Here is an 18,097-nt window from a genome sequence, read left to right as displayed (position 1 = left end):
GGGGGAGTTGGTCGCAGGCCATGATTGCCGAAGTGTCCGTGGGGGCGGCCTGGTCGCTCCTGGTGACCGCCGCCCTGATGCGGTTCGGGTTCGGCGCGCGGCCCGCGCCCGACCCGGCCCGGCGGCGGCCGTTGACTCCGGTCGAGATCGCCCTGTTGCGCGGTGGCCGCCGGGCGGCGGTACAGACGGCGCTGGTGGAGCTGCACCTGGCGGGCGCGGTGGAGACGGCGTGGCCGGCGGCGGTCCAGCGCGTCGACACCGCGCCGCCCCGGGGCGGCTCCGGGCTCGCCCGGGCCCAGTACAACGTGCTGTTCGGGCACATGCACCCGCGTCGCCTCTGGGTCATCGAGCGGGTGAGCCGGGCGGTCGCACCGGAGGCCCGGGAAGCGGAACGGACCGGACTGCTCCTGACCCGCCGCCGGGCGGTCGCCGTACGGGTCGTGCTGCTGCCCGCCCTCGGTGCGGCGGTCGTCGGGGCGCTGGTCGAGGGGGCGGACCCGCCGTGGCACCTGCTCGCCCTCCTCGCGGGCGCGTTCGCCCTGGTGCTGGGCGCCCTGCCCCGCCGCACCCACAAGGGCGCGGCGCTGCTGGCCCGACTGCGCGGTGAACGGATCGGGGTCCGGCGGGCGACCGTCCGCGCACCCGCCGAACTCCTGCTGAACGTGGCACTGTTCGGAACCCCGGTGCTGCGCGAGCAGCTGCCGAGGTTCACCGCGGAGAGCGGCCTGCTCACCCGGCCGCCGAGGGAACCCATGGACCGGGGCGGCGGCTCCTCCTGCGGGGTCATGAGCTGCGGAGGCTAGGCACGAGCAGTGGCGCCGGGCCCGCTCCTACGGCGTGTAGGCCTGCTTGCTCGCGCAGGTCCACACCACGGGCTTCCCGGAGACGGTTCCGGCGACCCGGTCGTCGTCGGACACGGCGAAGGCCTGGCCCTCGTCGATGTCCCGGCGGGGCACGGGGAGCGCCCGCACCGGTCCGCCGCCCGTCTGGAAGGTCGGCACCGCGGCGTGCGGTTGGCTGACGTCGAGGTACGTCCGGGCCGTCCCCACCAGCCTGTTGGTCGTGGGGCTGATGCCCGTCACCTCCAGCTCGTCGCGCCCCGAGAGCTTCGCCAGCGCGGTCGGCGCGGCGGTGTAGGGAGCCTTCCAGACGAAGCCCCGCTCGTGGGACCCGCCGTGGTAGCCGTCGACGTCGGTGGCCGCGACCACACCGCGGTCGTCGATGCCCGCGAGCGTGTTGGAGCGGCTGATGTACGGCACGCCGCTCGTCGCGAGGGCCTTGGCCGGTCCGCCGCCCGCGGGCCAGACGACCGGGTAGGTCTCCCAGATCTCGTTGCCGCTGTCGTCGCTGTAGTAGGCGTTCGCCAGTCCGAGCACGTCACCGCGCTTGTTGATCCCGGTGACCTGCTGGATCCGGGTGGCCGGGTGGACGCCCGGCGGCACCGGGAGTTCGCGGACCGGCCGGCCGTCCTGCCACTCCCGAGGGGTCAGGCCGTCGAAGCCGGCCACCCGCCCCGCGTCGTTGACGCCGATCCCGGCGTAGAGGCCCTGCGCGGGAGCGGTCAGCAGGGTCACCTGCCGGTCCCCCTTGCGGTAGCTGAACAGCACGTGCTCCTGGTCGTTCGCCCGGTCGAGGACGCCGACCATGAGGCCCTTGGCGTTGATCGCGCGGACGCTGCCCTTCGCCCAGCCGGTCGGCAGCGGCACCCGGAAGACGCGGGCGCCCTCCCAGAAGGCGGGCACGTCGTTCGAGGTGCCCACCGTCCGGTCGGCGGTGCCCAGCGCGTAGGGCCGGGTCCGACCGGTGGTGCCCAGTTCCTCCAGTGCCTTGACGGCGGGCTTGCACACGGCACCCGCCGTCGCACCCGTCGCAGCCGCTCCGGAGGCGGCGGCCGGTCCCGCCGCGGCGATCAGCCCGGCCGCGACTACCGCGGCCCCGGCCGCGGACATGGTCTTGCGCATGCGTTTCCCCCTGTTGGTCGAGCATGGGCGTAGTGCGGGGCCGTCCCGTCTGCACCCCCGTGTCAGGCGAGACGGCCCCGGTTCTGGGGGCCCGTCAGACGCGGAGCGCCGGGGCCCGTGGCGGTGCGGGCAGGACCCGCGCGAGCAGCTTCGCCACCGAGATCACCGTCCGGTCCGCCAGGTACGGCCCGATGACCTGCACGGCCAGGGGCAGTCCGGCCGCGGTCGTGCCCGCGGGCAGGACGAGCGCGGGCAGTCCGACCGGCCCGGCCAGATTGACCCAGCTCGTCTGGTCGAAGTACGGCCGCCGCACGCCGTCGACCGTGATGAACCGCCCCGGCACGGGGACGGCGGTCTGGTCGAGGACGGCGGCCGTCGGAGCGGCCGGGGTGATCAGGACGTCGTGCCGGGCGAAGTAGGCGGCCCACGTGGCGCGCAAGCGCTGCCGGGCCTCGTCGGCCACGCACCAGTCCCGGTGCCGCATGGTCCGCGCGTGCAGGTAGAGGCCGCCGGGATCATCGGCCGGGACCTTCTCCGCCGCCGCGACCTCGGCGGCGTACGCCGCGTCCGTCGCGCTGGCGGCCGAGGTCGCGTACAGCAGCCGCTGGAACAGCCGGTCGCTCTCGGCGAAGTCCACCGGGCGGGCCGCTTCGTCGACCTGCGCGCCGGCCCGGCGCACGAGATCGGTGACCCGGCCCAGCAGCGCACGGGTGTCGGCGTCCACGCGGCAGTACGCGTCATCGGCCCAGATGCCGACGCGGTACTGGCCGAGGCGGGTCTTCTGCGCGGCGGGGAGGTCGATCCTCCAGGCGGCGCCGTCGGCCGGGGCCGGTGCGGCGAGCACGTCCAGGAGCAGTTCGAGGTCCTCGGGCGTACGGGCGACGGGCCCCAGGGTGAGCATGTCGCTGCTGGTGGCCCAGTCCGGGGGCCGCGGGATGTGGCCGCGGGTCGGCACGATCGGCGTGGCGCCGCGGGAGGTGCGCAGCGCGTAGACCCCGCAGTAGGCGGCGGGCAGCCGCAGCGAACCGGCCAGGTCGGAGCCGATCTCGACGGCGCTGAGCCCGGCGGCCACCGCCGCGGCCGGGCCGCCGGAGGAACCCCCCGCCGTACGGTCGGCGGCGAAGGGGTTCCTCGTGGTCCCGAAGAGGGGGTTGGCGGTCTGGATGTCCTGGCACATCACCGGCACGTTGGTCTTGCCGAAGACGACGGCCCCCGCGGCCCGCAGCAGCGCCACCGCGTCGGCGTCCCGGGCGGGCACGTGGTCGGCGAGGTCGGGCGCACCGCAGGTCGTGCGCAGCCCCCGCGTCTCCAGGGCGTCCTTCACCGTCATGGGCAGGCCGTGGAGGGCGCCGAGGGGCTTCCCGGTCGCCGCGAGGTGCCGGTCGGCCCGGTCGGCGGCGGCGCGGGCGGCGCCGACGTCGAGGGTGACCACGGCCGTGAGCCCGGGGTTCACCGCGTCGTGGTGGTCCAGGTACTGCTGGAGCAGCGCGCGGCTGGTGATCTTGCCCCGGCGCAGCGCGGCGAGCTGCTCGTGGGCGGGGGCCAGGTGCAGCGGTGTGCGCGGGGGTCTGCCGGTGGCGCGCGGCCGGGCGTCGGCCGAGGAGGTCATGGCCGCCGCCGCGGCGACGACGGTCGAGGCGACGAGCAGGGTGCGGCGGAAGATCACGTGCGGGCTCCTGACGGGGCGCTGTGCGGGTCGCCGGGCGCGGGCGTCCCCTGCCCCGGTGGGGTGAAGTGGGCGGCGACCCGCTGGAGGTGCAGCAGTTCGTCCTCCGGGGTGGCGAGCGGAAGGTCGGCGTCCGCGTAGTCGGCCGGAGCGTCGACCGGTTCGCCCGCGTGGTGGCGGACGAGGGCCGCGCGTATCTGGTCGGCGGTGACCGCCGCGGCGAGCACCGCGCCGGTCAGGCCCGCCGCGCCGCGGCGGACCTCGGAGTCGGCCCGGACGGCGGGGTCCAGGTAGCGGCGCAGCAGCGTCTGGCCGCCGCGGATCTCCACGCGCCGCCGCAGCAGCGGGAAGTGGGCGCTGCGGCCGCGCAGCAGCTCGTCGCGCTGGCGGGCCGGGCGGCGCAGGGCGATCCCCGGGTCCGCCCGGTCCATGGCCGACCACAGGTGGTGCAGCCGCCGGTAGCGCAGGTGCGCCGTGCACCAGTCGCGCACCGCGGTGGTCCGCTGGGTCAGGGTGGGCAGGAAGTAGCCGACCTGGGTGAGGGCGGCCCCGATGTCGCCGCACAGCCAGGCGTACGGGTCGAGGCGCTGGACGCTGAAGTCGAAGACCGCGCCGAGGACGGCGCCGATCCGGATCGCGCTGTACCCCAGGGTGATGACCGCGCCGATGCTGGTCAGGCGCAGGCCGCGGGCGATCGAGGGGCTGGAGGCGGTACGGGCGTACTTCCAGCAGGACCGGGCGAGGTAGAACTCGGCGGCGGTGTAGGTGCCGATGTACAGCGTCAGGTAGGTCTGGAAGAAGGGGTCGTGGGCGTAGTAGAGCGAGAAGTCGGTGGGCCGCTGCGTCGCGGGCGTGAGGAGGACGAACAGCACGCCCATGCAGACGATGACCACGGCGGCCGCGGTGAGCAGCAGGCGACCGCGGCGCCGGGCCTCGGCGAGCGGCTTGGACCAGTGGGCCAACACCGTGCCCTGGAGCGCGAGGACGAGGACCACGCAGCTCTGCGCGAGCGGTACGGCGATGTTGGTGACGCCGAGCGTGCCGTCGATGCGCACCCACACCCAGGTGAGGGAGATGGCGTAACTGAGGGCGGAGAAGCCGTAGGTGAACGCCAGGGCGACCAGCGCGGGATCGCGGCGGCTCTTGCCGAGGTCGCGCAGGAGGAAGAGGAATCCCGTCCCGGCGATCAGCAGGCACAAAGGGTGCAGTATGTCTTTCACGGGCTCGTATCCGGGTCAGCGCAGCAGCGTACGGGCTATGGGGTCGGTGTCCTGGTCGCCGCGGCGGGGCGTGCTCACGTGCTCCTGCAGCAGCGAACCGAGCATCTCGGCTTCGAACTCTTCCGGGTTGTCGTAGCGGGTGCGGCCGAGGACGAGCTGGACGGTGCTCGGATCGATGTCGGTGATCAGACCGCCCAGGGTCCCCGTGGAGAAGGACGCCTTGCCGCGGTGCTGTCTGAGCATGTGCGCGAACTCGTGGGCGACGATGATCTCGGCGTGCGGCCTGCTGATGCCGGTGTCGTAGAAGACGTAGTCCGTGGACTCGGTGGCCAGCCAGAGCCCGCAGGGGGCCGAGGCGTCGAGGGCGTCCGGGTCCGAGGCGTCAGGAGTGAAGGGCACGAGCCGGATCGAACGCTCCAACCGCTCCTCCATGAACGGCACCAGGTCCAACACGCTGGAGACGGCGGGGAGCCGCAACGCGTCGAGGTACGCCCTGCTGCGCCGCTCGGCCGCGAAGGCGTCGGTGGCTCCGATGTCGGATCGACGGTCGCGACGGCGTCGCCACATGCGGCTTCCTCTCGGGATCGGCGGACGGACGGATGGACGGAGGTGGGGCAGCGGCCGGCAGCGGACGCGCGTCACGGCGCGTGCTTCCCACCGGGCGGGGGCAGCCCTTCCTGTTCCCGCACCACCTCGATCGCTTCGAGTACCTTGCCGAGGCTCTTGGCGGACAGGCCGATCGACCTCAGGGCGATCTCCTTGACGCCCGCTTCGCTGAGCTTGCGCAGCAGTTCGAACTGGTCGGTGACCTTCCTGGTGACCTCGTCCTCGACGAAGTAGCCCGCTTCCACGCCGAAGAACCGGGCGAAGAGGGGCACGAGCGTGATGGTCGGGGTCCGTTCGCCCTTGCGGAGCATGCCGACGTAGGCACCGGTGCAACTCTCCTTGCCGTACGACGAGATGGTCCGGGCCACGTGGGCGTTGCTGAACTCCTTCGCACCAGGCGGACGTACGCGGTCGAACAGGTAGTTCAGTCGATCGCTGAACGGCGCTCCCGCACCCGGAACGGGTGTCGGGGACCTCTCCGCGGTCCCGTCGTCCGGACCCTCGACTGCTGGTGCCACGGTGCGCTGCTTCCTCTCGACCGGGCTAAACTATAGTTGACGCCCCGGCTGGCGCGGCGCAGCGGATCAGGCCAACAGGTGTCCGAAAGCGGCGTGTTGGAGGACTCGGTAGGCTTCGGTCGCAGCGCGCCGGCCGCCGGACCGCACGGTTCGGTGCGACGGGAGCCGGGTCCGGGCACGACGAAAGCCCGGATACCGACGGGGGTGCGGTATCCGGGCTCTCACGACCACCTTAGTCGGGTGGGAGGGCAGATCTCCATCTCCCTCCGCGAAGGACGGGAATTGACCGGCCGCGGGCGCGCTCCCGGGGTGCCCGGGGTCAGTGGGGCAGGCGCGCTCCGCAACGTGAGCAGTACAGAGCGTCCCGTTCGCCGGCGAGGCGGCCGCAGTCCGCACAGACCCGGTCCAGCAGACAAGCCGCTTCTCCGCCTTCTTCGGTCCTCCCGAGGCCCCGCGTGCTCCCCGAGACCCCCGGGCCGGGCGCGGAGGTGATGGCGAGGCCGGGACGGCGGACGTGCACGGTCACGTAGAGCATCCCCGCCGGGCCCGCTCCGAGCGAGCGCCGGGCGTGCCGGGGGAGCCAGAGCACCGTACGGGCGCCCAGCGCGGTGCGGCCCCCGGGCGTGCCGAGGAAGCCGTCGCCCTCGAAGACGATCAGCAGGACGTCGAGCGCCGGATCGGTGTGCTCCGCGATGACCGCGCCCGGCCGGAGCCGGACGATGTTGGCGTCCAGGCCGCGGGGGGTCTGCGTCATGCGCCACAGCACGCCGCCCGCCTCCGGGCCCGCGGCGGCCACCACGGCCGCCAGCTCGGCGAGCACCCGCGCGGGCCCGCCGGGCGGGACGGGCGCCGGATCGGGCCGTGGTGTCGGGGGCGGCGGCTGCATCGCCATGGCGGTCTGTCTCCCGGTGCGTCGGAAACGGTGCGTCGGAAACGGGGTGCGTCGGAAACGTGGTCAGGGGATGTCATACACCCTCCGCGCCGCCCCGCGCGGGCCGCCGGATAGAGTCGCCGGCGGACGGCACCCGCCCCGACCGGGGAGCGTGCCGGGTCACAGCAGCTGTCGATCACAGGCTCGCCCTCGCGGCACAGACCGTTTCCACCCCGTGCCCGCCCGTCCCCGGCCTGCCAGCCGTTTTCCCGGAGATCGTTCAGATGCGTGCCGACGCCCCCACCGCCGTGCCCACCGCACTGCCCCACCCCCACGCCCAGCCGCACCCGCTGGCGGCGCGGCCCCCGGCCCGGCCCGGGCCGCTCGCCGCACTGCACATCACCAGCGCGGCGACCGCCGTGCTGCTCGGGCTGGTCGCGATCGGCGCGATGATCCACGAACCGGTGCTGATACCGCCGCTGGCCGCGAGTGCGGCGCTGGTGAACAGCGTGCCGACCCTCCCGCTGGCCCAGCCGCGCAGCGTGGTCGTCGGACACCTGCTGGGCGCCGTCGTGGGGTACGGGGTGCTCGCCGCGGCCGGCGGCAGTGCGTGGGCCGCCGCGGTGGCGGCCGGCATCACCCTCGCGGTGCTGATGGTGGCCCGGACCCCGCACTCGCCGGCCTGTGCGACCGCCGTCATCGTCGTGCTCCAGAGCCCCGCTCCCACCCGGTTCGTGCCCCTGCTGCTGGGTGCGAGCGTGCTCGTGGTCGGCGCGGGGTACGCCGCCTCGCGCGTACGACCCAAGGCACCGAAGTACCCCGCCTACTGGTGGTAGGCGGGGCACGGGTGGTCCGCTAGCGGGTCGGCATCAGCCTTCGATGCGGTGCTGGGTCCAGAAGGAGGTCAGGTCCGTGGTCGTGGCGGCCTGGGCGGCCGCCTTGAACTCGGCCGTGGTCGAGACGCCGTACCAGTGGGCCGCGGCGTAGTCCTTGAGCAGCTTGGCCATGACGGTGTCGCCCAGGACGCGGCGCAGGTCGTGCAGGGCGCACTTGCCGTAGCCGTAGACCACGGTGGAGTACCGGGACGAGTGGGCGTCCCAGTAGCCCATGTTGTTGGTGATCTTCTCGGCCGTCCCGGACCACGAGACGCTGTTCCAGCAGCTCGCGCCGGTCTTGTTCTGCGCCAGGTCGGTGGCGTAGTCGGTGAACGACTCGTCGAGCCACGGGCTGGTGTACTCGTCGTCGCCGACGATGCCGTACCACCACTGGTGGGCGATCTCGTGGGTCAGCGCCGTGGTGCTGACCAGGTCGAGGACGAAGCCGGGGTACTCCATGCCGCCGAACCAGTAGTTGTTGTCGATCACCGCGTCCAACTCGCCGTACGGGTAGGCGCCGAACCGCGCCGAGTGCGCGTCCACGGCGGACTTGGCGGTGCTGAGCATCGACTGCGCGTCGGCCGAGCTGATGCCCGAGACGGAGTAGATGTTGACCGGGGTGCCGGCCGCCGAGGTGCCGGAGATCTTGCTGAAGGGGCCGGCCGCCCAGGCGAACTCGCGGACCTTGGTGGCGGTCGCGGTGGTGACCGTCCGGCCGCTGGTCCCGGGCGTGTCGACGGAGCCGCCCGTGGCCGGTACGAGCAGGCTGCTCGGGTGGTCGAGGGTCACCTTGAAGTCGGAGGCCAGCGCGTAGAAGGACTCGCCGTTGTTGGTGTAGGGGTCCAGGTGCCAGCCGACCCCGTCCTTGACCGCGAGCACGGGCAGGGCGTTGCCGACCATGCTGAAGGCGCCGTCGTAGCCGAACCGGTCCGCACCGCTGGGGACCGTGATGCCCAGGTCGAAGCCGATCGTGGCGCTCTGGCCCTGGGCCAGCGGGGCGGGCAGGGTGATCTGGAGGGCCGTGCAGCCGACCGAGAGGGCGCCCGCGGTGCCGCCGGTGACGTTGGTGACCGAGATCGGCATGGCGGCGCAGGTGCCGTGGTAGTTGTCCCACAGCCGCAGGTACACCTCGCCGAGCGCGGTGGCCGAGGCGTTGGTGAAGGTCGCGCTCTCGTGACCGGTCCAGCCGGTGCCGCTCGCGTTGCTGGTGAGGTTCACCGTGTAGGCGGGCGCGGACGGGGTGCGCGTGGAGTCCCCGGGCGGGGTGGTGCCGCCGGAGGTGTCGAGGGCGACGTCGTCGACCACGAAGCTGGTCTTGAGGCTGGAGTCCTCGGTGCCGGTGAAGGCGAGGCTCACGGTCTGGCCCGCGAAGGCCGACACGTCCAGCGACTTCTGCACGTAGCCGGTGTTCTTGTCGAGGTTGGAGTACGTCGCCAGCGTCGTGGTGCCGATCTTCGCCGTCAGCTTGTCGTACTTCGTGGACGTGGTCGTCTCGGCCGTGTCGATGTGCAGCCAGAAGGTGAGGGTGGCGGTGCTGCACCCGGAGGGGATCGTGACGCTCTGGGAGAGGGTGTCGGTGTGGGTGCTGCCGACGCCGTTCAGCCAGGCGAACGAGGTGCCGCCGTGGGCGCTCTGCCCGGTGCGGTTGGTGATGATGCCGGTCTGCGACTGGGTCCAGGGCGAAGTGCCACTCTCGAAACCGCCGTTGGCGACGACCTGGGTCGGGGTGCAGGCGGCGGCGACCGGGGCGGGCCGGGGTGCGGCCGTCGCCGGGCCGCCGGAGAGCGTGGCGGCGGTCAGCGCCGCGACGGCGAGTGCCGTCGCGGCGAGGGTCTTGTGGGGGGTCGTTCTCACTCGGAACTCCTTTGAGACGGCCGGGATGACGGCCTGCTCGGTGGCGGCCCGACCGGCTCGGGTGGGCCGGCGGGCAGCCGCGGGCTGCGCGCATCGCTCGCGCGATCGCTGGGGTGAGATGTCTGGCCCGTCCCCTTGGGTCGGGGGACGCAGGCGGAAGCCTGGCAGACGTGACCGGGACATGCCATCCGGGATTGGTAAAGGTGTTGCCAGCTGTTCCCCACCTCCCCGCCCGGGAGTGAAGTCCAGGCGGCGGGAGGGGTGTTGGCAGCTCAGGTGGTGGTGCGGGCCGCGAGGGCGGCCAGCGCCGAACGGCTGGCGACGCCCGTCTTGCGGAAGATGTGCGAGAGGTGGGTGTCGACCGTGCGCGGGCTCAGGTAGAGCCGGGCCGCGATCGCCGGGGTGGTGAGGCCCTCCGTCACCAGGGCCGCGATCTCCCGCTCGCGCGGGGTCAGCCCGGGCAGGGCGGGAGCGGGGGGTGCGGGCGCGGGGCGGGCGGAGAGGGAGGCGGTGTGGGCGTGGGGTCCGGGGCCGGAGGCGTCGGCGGGCCGGGGCGGGGGAGCGGCGGACGGGGCGAGCGTCGCGAGCGGCCGCGGGACCGCGGGCGCCGGGGGGAACAGGTCCGCGAGTCCCGTCAGCAGGCGGGAGCCCCCCGCCTCGGCCATCCCGCGGCCCCGCTCCCACGGGCCCGCCGCCGCGCCGGGATCGCCGGCCTGCGCCGTCAACGACGCGCCGATCAGCAGCGCCTGGGCCTCCCAGAGGGTCGCGCCCGCGCGCGCGGCCTCCTCGGCCGCCCGGGCGTACTGCCGCGCCGCGGCGGCGGGCTCTCCGCGGCCGGCCAGTACCTGGCCGGCGCTGCGCAGGGCCGAGGCCCGCTGGCCGGGCAGCCCGAGGCGTTCCGCGTCCCGCCCGGCCAGCGCGGCCCACCCGGTGGCGGCGGCCAGGTCCCCGGTGGTGACCGCGGCGGTGACCAGGGCCTCCAGCAGCAGGGGGCGCATCGAGGGTTGGAGGCCCGCCAGTTCCGGCCCGCCGCCCACCCGCAGCATCGCGGCGCGGGCCCGGACCGGGTCACCGCTGTGCAGGGCGGCGTAGCTCATCACGTACCACACCAGCGAGCTCCACCAGCTGGTCGACGGTCCGGCGAGGGCGACCGCCTCCTCGGCGACGGTGAGGGAGGTGCGGTCGCCCGGCGGCAGGGACGCGATCAGCACCTGTGCCTTGCTCGCCAGGGCCAGGGCGAGGAGTTGGTCGCTGCCGATGCCGCGGGCGATGCTCTCCGCCTCGTCCGCCTGGTCCAGGGCGGTGCCGAGCCGGCAGGTGTTCATGTGGACGGCCGCCTTGCACAGCAGCAGGTGCGCCATGATGTGCAGGGGGCCGCTGCGGCGGGCGACGGTCAGTCCGCGATCGGCGTGCCGCTCCGCGTCCTCGAACCGCTCCAGGTAGTACTCCGCCAGGCTCAGCCGGGACAACGGCTCGCACATGTCGGCGAGTTCGTGGTCGGCCAGCGCGTCCACGCGGGCGGCGGCGCGGTCGATGAAGCCCAAAGCGGTGCTCACGTTCCCGCCGTACGCCTCGCCCAGCGCCGAGATCGCCAGCGCGCCCGCGGCGGCCGGGGCGTCACCGAGCCGCTCCGCCAGGTGGAAGGTCCGCTCCACGGTGCCCCGCACCTCCGCGTAGTCCAGGGAGTGCGGCGTCGACGAACTGAGTTCGAGTCCGAGGGCGAGCATCGCGGCCGGCCGCGGCGCGGGCCGCCGGTCCAGCTCGCGCCGCAGCAGTGCGACCGCGGCCCCGTAGTGGCCGAGGTGTCGCTCCATCGAGGCGCACAGGGTCACGGCATCGGCCCGCACCCGGTCGTCCTCGCCGGCGGACGTCTGCGCGATCAGCTCCCGCAACAGGTCGCGGCTCTCGCGCAGTTCGCCGCAGACGCTCAGCGCCCGCGCCCGCCGCAACAGCAGGTCCAGCCGGCGCTCCGTGTGGCCGGGGGCGTCCGGCAGCACCCGCAGCACCACCTCCAGCCAGTGGGCGCAGCTGGCCGGGGCGGTGGTCTCCGACTGCCCCGCCGCCTCCAGCAGGACCGCGGCCAGCTCCGGGTCCCACCCGGTCAGGGCCCGCTCGACGTGCGGGGCCCGCGCGGCGGCCGAGGTGCCGGCCCGGGCCAGGGCGGCGGCGGCCCGCCGGTGCATCCCCGTGCGCCGCCGGTGCTCGGTGTGCTCGTGGACCACGGTCCGCAGCACCGGGTGGCGCAGCGACCAGCTGCCGCCGGGCGCGGGGCGCAGCAGGTCCCGCCGGGCCAGTACGGCCAGGTCCGCGTCGAGCACGGCGGCGTCCGGAGCTTCGGCGACGACCGCCAGCAGCGCGGGCGTGGCGCGGTCCCCGAGCACGGCGACGGCCTCGGCCGTGCGGCGCTGGGCGGCGGTGAGCGGGGTGAGTTCGTCGAGGAGCAGCGCGCTGAGGTCGCCGGTGGGCAGCGCCGGGCCGGGCTGCTGCTGGAGCAGGGCCAGGAAGTAGAGCGGGTTGCCCTCGCTCGCGGCGTACAGCCGGGCGGCGCGGGCCGGCGGCAGCCCCGGTGCGAGGTGCTCCACGCAGACGCGCTCGTCGAGGGGGCCGAGGTCCAGCCGCAGTACGGCGCCGGTGTCGGCGCCCCGGGTGAGCGCGGCGGCGAGGGAGGGCGAGGTCTGGCGGTCGCGCCGGGCCACGACGATCGTGACGGGGGCGCGCAGCGGGTGCCGCACGAGGTGGTCCAGCAGCTCCAGGGAGGCCGGGTCGGCCCAGTGGAGGTCGTCGAGGGCGATGAGGAGGCCGCGTCCGCCGCCGTGCTCGCCGCCGAGGGCGCCGAGCAGCCGGGCCACCGCGCGGTGCAGGGAGAACCGGTCCGCCGGGGCCGAGGTGTCCCGCCGGTCCCGGGCCCGAGCACCCGGACCCGTACGTTCCGCGCCCCCCTCCGCCGTCGCTCCCGCCGCCGCGAGCGCGCTCGGGCCGGAACCCGGTCCCGGCTCGTGGTCACTGCCCCAGCCCGTACCGGGGCCTGAGCCCACGCCCACGCCCGCGTCCGGCCCGTGTTCCGCGGTCGCGGAGACCCCGTACAGGACGGGCCCCACCGGCTCGGCCTCGGCCGCCACCGCGCGCAGCGACTCCGGATCCAGATCGGCGAAGGCGTCGGTGAACAGGCGGAAGGGAATGTGCTGTTCGTATTCGGTGGCCCGGCCGCGCAGCACGGTCAGGCCGCGGTCGCGGGCCCGCGCGCAGACCTCGGTGAGCAGCCGGCTCTTGCCGATCCCGGCCGCGCCGACGAGGTCGACGACGGTCGGCACGCCGGCGCGCCCGTCGAGCACCCGGTCCAGCCGGTCCAGCTCGGCCCCCCGGCCGAGCAACACGGTCCCGTGCGTCATGGCCCCACCCCCCGGTGTCCGTTACCCGCACCGCTGTCCGCTACCCGCATTCGGGGCCGGGGATACGTAGGCGGTCCTACGGATGCCGCGACGCGGGCGCCGCTGTCAGCATCGAGGGGGCCGGGAACGCCGGAGTGGGGGCCGGACGGTCCCGGCCGCCATTCGACGACGTACCTGGTGACCCACCCGGTGTCGTACCGCGTGCGGTCCCGATGACGCACCGGTGCCCCGACCCGACACCGCGCCCGACGAGGAGTCCGCATGCCCCGATTACGCGCGTTCGCCGTTCCGCTCCTGACCGCTCCGCTGCTCGCCCTCACGGCGTGCTCCGGCTCGGGCTCCGATTCGGGCGCGGGACTGGGCCTGGGCCTGGGACCGGACCGTGCCACCCCGTCCGCCTCCGCGTCGGCCTCGGCGTCGCCCTCCGCGTCCGCTCCGCCCACTCCCTCGCCCTCTCCCTCCGGTCCCGCCCCCGGCACCCTGCCGGTGCCCACCGGCGTGGCGTCCCGACCGTGCACGCCCATCGCCTCCCTGGACGCGGCGGGCCTGGGCGCCTACATCAAGGCCCTGCGGGCCAGCGACCGCACGACCTCCTCGTACTCGGCGCTCTTCATGGTCGACACCGGGGTGTACCTGCGGCTGAAGGACGCCCAGCGCCCGTGCGAGCCGATCCGGGTGCGGCTCAGCCACTTCCGGGTGCACCTCGCCAAGGCGACGCCGGGATCCTCGACGGGGGGCTTCGCCTTCACCTACACGCCCCTCGCAACCCTCACCGTCTCGGCCGGCCCGGGCGACGGCTTCGCCGAGGGCAGCAAGCCCCCGGGCACCGAGAAGTGCGGCGGCACGCTGTCGGTCTCGTACCTGGGGGACGAGGTGACGGCCCGGGAGTTGCCGTCCCAGCTGCAGTTCCCGAAGACGGACTCCACGCTGGACTGGACGCTGGCCGACGTCTCCGCGGACCGGGTGCTGGACGCCGTCTTCAAGCCCCCGGCCGACTCGGGCTCCTGCTGACGGGGCGGGCTCCCGCGGACGACGGCCCGGGCTCCCGCTGACGACGCGGGGCGGCGCACCGCGGGGGTGCGCGCCGCCGGTCGGCCGCGTGGGTCGGGCGGGCCTGCCCAACGGCCCACCCGGGTTGCGGGGCGCCCCGGGGACTGTTGGGTTGGCAGGGAGACCGCGCGGCCGACCGGGGCCCGCGCGGCCGGGCGAGCGGAGACACGTCGTGGCCAAGGCCTATCTGGTGGGTGCGGGGATCGCTTCCCTGTCAGCGGCGGCGCTGCTGATCAGGGAGGGCGGCTTCGAGGGCGCGGACATCACGATCCTGGAGGCCCAGGGACGTACCGGCGGGAGCCTCGACGCGGCGGGCGACCCGGACACCGGCTACACCATGCGCGGCGGACGGATGTTCGAGCTGCACTTCGAGTGCACCTACGACCTGCTCGCCTCCATCCCCTCGCTCGACGCACCCGACACCTCCGTCACCGAGGACACCTTCGCCTTCCACGAGGACTTCGCGTGGAACGACAAGGCGCGCCTGGTCGACGCCACCGGTCGACCGGTCGCCACCCGTTCCATGGGCTTCTCCGAGCGCGACCGGCTCGACCTGGTCGCCTGCGTGGGCACCCCCGAGTCGCGCCTCGACGGCAAGCGCATCTCCGACTGCTTCGCACCGGAGTTCTTCACCACGAACTTCTGGTACATGTGGTGCACGACCTTCGCCTTCGAGCCCTGGCACTCGGCGATCGAGTTCCGGCGCTACCTCAACCGATTCGTCCACCTCTTCAAGACCTTCGACACCATGTCGGGCATCTACCGCACCCGCTTCAACCAGTACGACTCGATCGTGCGCCCGCTCCAGGCCTGGCTGCGGACCAAGGGCGTCCGCTTCACCATGGACACCACCGTCACCGACGTCGAGCTGGCCGACGGCGACGGCATCACCGCCACCGCCCTGGTCCTCGCGCCGGCCGGCGGCGCCGTCGAGCGGATCGCGCTCGCGCCCGAGGACCTCGTCCTGGTCACCAACGGCTCGATGACCGCGAACTCGACCCTGGGCACCACCGACACCCCCGCCGTGCTGGACACCTCCGCGCCGGACGCCTCGTGGCGGCTGTGGCACACCCTCGCGGCCAAACGTCCCCACCTGGGCGACCCCTCGGTCTTCGACACCTCCGTCGCGGACTCCACCTGGGGGTCGTTCACCGTCACCACCAAGGACCCGACGTTCTTCAAGGCCATGGAGGAGTTCTCCGGCAGCGAGGCCGGCAAGGGCGGGCTGATCACCTTCAAGGACTCGGGCTGGCTGCTGACCATCGTGCTCAACCACCAGCCGCACTTCCACGAGCAGCCCGACGACACCTACGTCTGGTGGGGCTACGCCCTCTTCCCGGACAAGCCCGGCGACCACGTGCACAAGACGATGGCCGCCTGCACGGGCCGGGAGATCCTGTCCGAGGTGCTCGGGCACCTGCGCCTCGCGCAGAGCGAGCAGATCCTCGAATCCTCGGTCGTGCGGCCCGCGCTGATGCCCTACATCACCAGCCAGTTCCTGGTCCGCAAGGCCGGTGACCGGCCGCAGGTCGTCCCCGAGGGCTCCACCAACCTGGCCTTCATCGGGCAGTACGCCGAGGTCCCCGACGACGTGGTGTTCACCGTCGAGTACTCGGTGCGCACCGCCTGGACCGCGGTGGCGGAGCTGCTGCACCTCGACCGGCGGCCGCCGCCGGTGTACAAGGGCGGCCACGACCCCAAGGTGCTGCTGGAAGCGCTGCACACCATGCACCGGCGCTGAGCCGGGCGCGGGCGGGGGTCCCCGTACGGCGACCCCCGCCCGCCCGCCCGCCCGCCCGATCGAGCGGAGCGGCCCCCGGTCCCGTACCGGGGGCCGTTCGCGTGGGCCGCGGGCCCGCGCCTCCCCCGACTGGCGGACCGTCAGCCGACACTCCGTCACCCCATCGGTGTGCCCGCCTCGCGCGCGCCCCTCCGATCCGCCAGGGTGATGATCATCGGCCGCCCGGCCCGCCTCCCCGGCGTCATCCGGCGGTGCACCCACCCTTCCCGCCCGGAGGACACCTTGCAGAGCCCGCCCTCCCCGCACCACCCCTCCCGCCGCCACGTCGTACGGGCCGGGGCCGGTGCCGCGGCCGTGCTCGCCGTGGGCGTCTGTCCCGCACCGGCGACGGCCGCGCCCCCGGCCGCGCCGGGCATCCCGGCGGCCCCCCGGGCCGCGGCGCCCGACCTGCCCCTGCGGGCCGACACCACCACCCAGGGCGACGTCCTCGCGGGCTTCCGCAAGGACCACGTCTGCCTGCTGCTCATCCACTTCCACGCGCCCGCCAAGGGCCGGAACTGGCTCGGCAAGCTCGTTCCCCAGCTGTCCACCACGGACAAGGTCACCCGCTTCAACAGCGACTTCAGCGCCGCGCGCCACCTGCGCAACGGGGTCGACCCGGCCGCGATGTCGGCCTCCTGGGTCGGCGTGAGCCTCACGTACCCCGGCCTGAGCGCGCTCGCGGAGAAGGACCCCTTCCCCGCCGTCCTCGCGGGCAGCACCGCCGAGGCCTTCCGCGAGGGCGCCGCCGGCCGCGCGGAGGAGCTGGGGGACACCGGGGACAGCGCCCCCGAAGCGTGGCTCTTCGGGGCCGGGGGCGAGGAGGTGCACGCCGTCCTCACCCTGGCCGCGGACGATCCCAAGAGCCTGGCCGACGCCGTCGGCCGGCACGGCCGCGCGCTCGACCGCGCCGACGCCGAGGTCGTCTTCCGCCAGGACGGCGCCACCCTGCCCGGCGCGCTGCGCGGACACGAGCACTTCGGCTTCCTCGACGCCATCAGCCAGCCCGGAGTACGCGGCTTCGACGCGCCCGACCCCGTCAACGGCACGGGCGTGCGCGGCAAGCCCGGCTCCCGACTGGTCCCGGCCGGCGAGTTCGTGGTCGGGCAGGAACGCGTCGGCGCCCGCCCCGCCGGGCTGCCCGCATGGGCCACCGGTGGCTCGTTCACCGTCGTGCGGCGCCTCGCGCAGGACGTCGCGGGCTGGTGGGAGCAGGCCGCGGAGTGCCTGGCGGAGCTGAAGCGGTCCGGAGCGGCGCCCGCCGACGCGACCACGGCCTGGCTCGCTTCCCGGATGGTCGGCCGTTGGCCCGGCGGCGCGCCGGTCGCCACCTGCCCGGCCGCCGAACGCGTGCCGCTGCCCGGCGAGGACATCGACGGAATGCTCGACTTCCGCGAGGACCCGCAGGGCTGGACCACGCCCCTGTTCTCCCACATCCGCAAGAGCAACCCCCGCGCCGGCCTCACCACGGCCCCCGGCCGGCCGCCGCTGGCCGCCTCCGTCCTGGACAACCGCCGCATCATCCGGCGCGGCATCCCCTTCGGCCCGCCGCTCGGCCCCGGAGTCGGTCCTGGGGGCTCCGTCGCCGGGGCCGGATCCCCCGACGACGCCCCGCGCGGACTGCTCTTCATCAGCCACCAGGCCGACCTCGTCGAGCAGTTCGAGTTCATCGCGAAGCGCTGGGTCAACAACGCGGACTTCCCCCCGGCCCGCCATCCGCTCCCCGGCGCCGACCCGGTCATCGGATCCGGCTCCGCGGCGACCTTCGAGTGCCCCTCGGCGAGCGGTGGCCGCGCCACCACCCTCACCTTCCGCCGGTACGTCCGCACCGAGGGCACGGTGTACGCCTTCACCCCGTCACTGCCCACCCTGCGCGCCCTCGCCGCGGGCCGGCTCGACACCGCCATCGAGGTCCACCCCGGCACCGTGCTGCGCCCCGGCGACGTCCTGGACGCGGGCGCCGCCCGGCTGGCCCTGGAGTCCAACGGGGACCTCGTCCTGCGGGGCGGCGACGACCGGACCCTGTGGAGCGCGGGCACCTCCGGAGCGGGCGCCGAGGCGCACTTCTCCGCCGACGGGGAGCTGAGCGTGCGCACCGAGGCCGGGGCGGTGAGCTGGTCCTCCAAGACCGCCGGTCACCCGGGCGCCCGCCTCCTCGTCCGCCCCACGGGCGACGTGGTCCTGCTCCAGGGCGGTACGACGCTGTGGCGCGCCGCGGGGGCGACCCCGGCGACCCCGGTGACCCCGGCGACCCCGACCACCCCTGCGACCCCGGCCACCTGAGGGCGCCGCCGCCGGGACCGTACG

13 protein-coding genes are annotated in these 18,097 nt (G+C 74.6%); 5 read left to right on the top strand and 8 right to left on the bottom strand.

Annotation, left to right across the window (positions count from 1 at the left end; genetic code table 11):
• Nucleotides 1-20: 20 nt before the first annotated feature.
• Complete coding sequence (locus ACIQWR_RS26965; RefSeq protein WP_404014462.1) at nucleotides 21-803, top strand: TIGR04222 domain-containing membrane protein; 783 nt, start codon at nucleotides 21-23, stop codon at nucleotides 801-803.
• A 27-nt stretch (nucleotides 804-830) separates the two neighbouring features.
• Here ACIQWR_RS26965 and ACIQWR_RS26960 read toward each other — a convergent pair whose 3' ends face one another.
• The 6 genes from ACIQWR_RS26960 to ACIQWR_RS26935 all read right to left on the bottom strand — a co-directional run bounded on the left by ACIQWR_RS26960 (nucleotide 831) and on the right by ACIQWR_RS26935 (nucleotide 6,863).
• The gene (locus ACIQWR_RS26960) at nucleotides 831-1,961 is read right to left on the bottom strand and encodes a hypothetical protein (RefSeq protein ID WP_404014459.1); all 1,131 of its coding nucleotides are present in this window, start codon (nucleotides 1,959-1,961) and stop codon (nucleotides 831-833) included.
• Nucleotides 1,962-2,055: 94 nt separating this feature from the next.
• On the bottom strand, nucleotides 2,056-3,627 hold the full coding sequence (locus ACIQWR_RS26955) for an amidase family protein (protein ID WP_404014456.1): 1,572 nt from the start codon (nucleotides 3,625-3,627) through the stop codon (nucleotides 2,056-2,058).
• Entirely contained in the window at nucleotides 3,624-4,847 is a 1,224-nt protein-coding gene (locus tag ACIQWR_RS26950; RefSeq protein WP_404014453.1) for an MAB_1171c family putative transporter, read from the bottom strand. Before ACIQWR_RS26950 ends, ACIQWR_RS26955 begins: the two co-directional genes overlap by 4 nt.
• 15 nt (nucleotides 4,848-4,862) lie before the next feature.
• Entirely contained in the window at nucleotides 4,863-5,414 is a 552-nt protein-coding gene (locus ACIQWR_RS26945; RefSeq protein ID WP_404014451.1) for a hypothetical protein, read from the bottom strand.
• Between the two features lie 71 nt (nucleotides 5,415-5,485).
• Entirely contained in the window at nucleotides 5,486-5,971 is a 486-nt protein-coding gene (locus ACIQWR_RS26940) for a hypothetical protein (RefSeq protein ID WP_404014449.1), read from the bottom strand.
• Nucleotides 5,972-6,290: 319 nt separating this feature from the next.
• Nucleotides 6,291-6,863, bottom strand: a complete 573-nt coding sequence (locus ACIQWR_RS26935) for a hypothetical protein (RefSeq protein WP_404014446.1) — start codon at nucleotides 6,861-6,863, stop codon at nucleotides 6,291-6,293.
• Between the two features lie 263 nt (nucleotides 6,864-7,126).
• Here ACIQWR_RS26935 and ACIQWR_RS26930 point away from each other — a divergent pair, with 263 nt between their 5' ends.
• Entirely contained in the window at nucleotides 7,127-7,678 is a 552-nt protein-coding gene (locus tag ACIQWR_RS26930) for an HPP family protein (protein WP_404014443.1), read from the top strand.
• 33 nt (nucleotides 7,679-7,711) lie between these two features.
• On the opposite strand, the gene ACIQWR_RS26925 is transcribed toward ACIQWR_RS26930, so the two are convergent.
• Both ACIQWR_RS26925 and ACIQWR_RS26920 read right to left on the bottom strand, forming a co-directional pair.
• Nucleotides 7,712-9,571 carry a M1 family aminopeptidase gene (locus tag ACIQWR_RS26925; RefSeq protein ID WP_404014440.1) on the bottom strand — a complete coding sequence of 620 codons (1,860 nt, stop codon included), beginning with the start codon at nucleotides 9,569-9,571 and terminating at the stop codon, nucleotides 7,712-7,714.
• A gap of 272 nt (nucleotides 9,572-9,843) precedes the next feature.
• Nucleotides 9,844-12,960, bottom strand: a complete 3,117-nt coding sequence (locus ACIQWR_RS26920; RefSeq protein WP_404014437.1) for an AAA family ATPase — start codon at nucleotides 12,958-12,960, stop codon at nucleotides 9,844-9,846.
• A 261-nt stretch (nucleotides 12,961-13,221) separates the two neighbouring features.
• Here ACIQWR_RS26920 and ACIQWR_RS26915 point away from each other — a divergent pair, with 261 nt between their 5' ends.
• From ACIQWR_RS26915 to ACIQWR_RS26905, 3 genes are all read left to right on the top strand, one after another.
• Nucleotides 13,222-13,971, top strand: coding sequence for a hypothetical protein (locus ACIQWR_RS26915; protein ID WP_404014433.1), 750 nt, complete (start codon nucleotides 13,222-13,224; stop codon nucleotides 13,969-13,971).
• Nucleotides 13,972-14,182: 211 nt separating this feature from the next.
• Nucleotides 14,183-15,751: an oleate hydratase gene (locus ACIQWR_RS26910; RefSeq protein ID WP_404014430.1), complete on the top strand. Its 1,569-nt coding sequence runs from the start codon at nucleotides 14,183-14,185 to the stop codon at nucleotides 15,749-15,751.
• Between the two features lie 282 nt (nucleotides 15,752-16,033).
• Nucleotides 16,034-18,073 (top strand): peroxidase, encoded by a 2,040-nt coding sequence (locus tag ACIQWR_RS26905; RefSeq protein WP_404014427.1) that lies wholly within the window; start codon nucleotides 16,034-16,036, stop codon nucleotides 18,071-18,073.
• The last annotated feature ends 24 nt before the right edge of the window (nucleotides 18,074-18,097 follow it).

This window comes from Streptomyces sp. NPDC098789, from assembly GCF_044759975.1.
Taxonomy (GTDB): Bacteria; Actinomycetota; Actinomycetes; order Streptomycetales; family Streptomycetaceae; genus Streptomyces.
The sequence above is the reverse complement of the archived record's forward strand: the minus strand, read 5'-3'. Positions and strand labels throughout refer to the sequence as shown.

Coding starts and splice junctions, on each gene's coding strand:
- ACIQWR_RS26965 (WP_404014462.1), top strand. CDS start 21: ATGATTGCCGAAGTGTCCGTGGGGGCGGCCTGGTCGCTCCTGGTGACC.
- ACIQWR_RS26960 (WP_404014459.1), bottom strand. CDS start 1,961: ATGCGCAAGACCATGTCCGCGGCCGGGGCCGCGGTAGTCGCGGCCGGG.
- ACIQWR_RS26945 (WP_404014451.1), bottom strand. CDS start 5,414: ATGTGGCGACGCCGTCGCGACCGTCGATCCGACATCGGAGCCACCGAC.
- ACIQWR_RS26935 (WP_404014446.1), bottom strand. CDS start 6,863: ATGGCGATGCAGCCGCCGCCCCCGACACCACGGCCCGATCCGGCGCCC.
- ACIQWR_RS26930 (WP_404014443.1), top strand. CDS start 7,127: ATGCGTGCCGACGCCCCCACCGCCGTGCCCACCGCACTGCCCCACCCC.
- ACIQWR_RS26920 (WP_404014437.1), bottom strand. CDS start 12,960: ATGACGCACGGGACCGTGTTGCTCGGCCGGGGGGCCGAGCTGGACCGG.
- ACIQWR_RS26915 (WP_404014433.1), top strand. CDS start 13,222: ATGCCCCGATTACGCGCGTTCGCCGTTCCGCTCCTGACCGCTCCGCTG.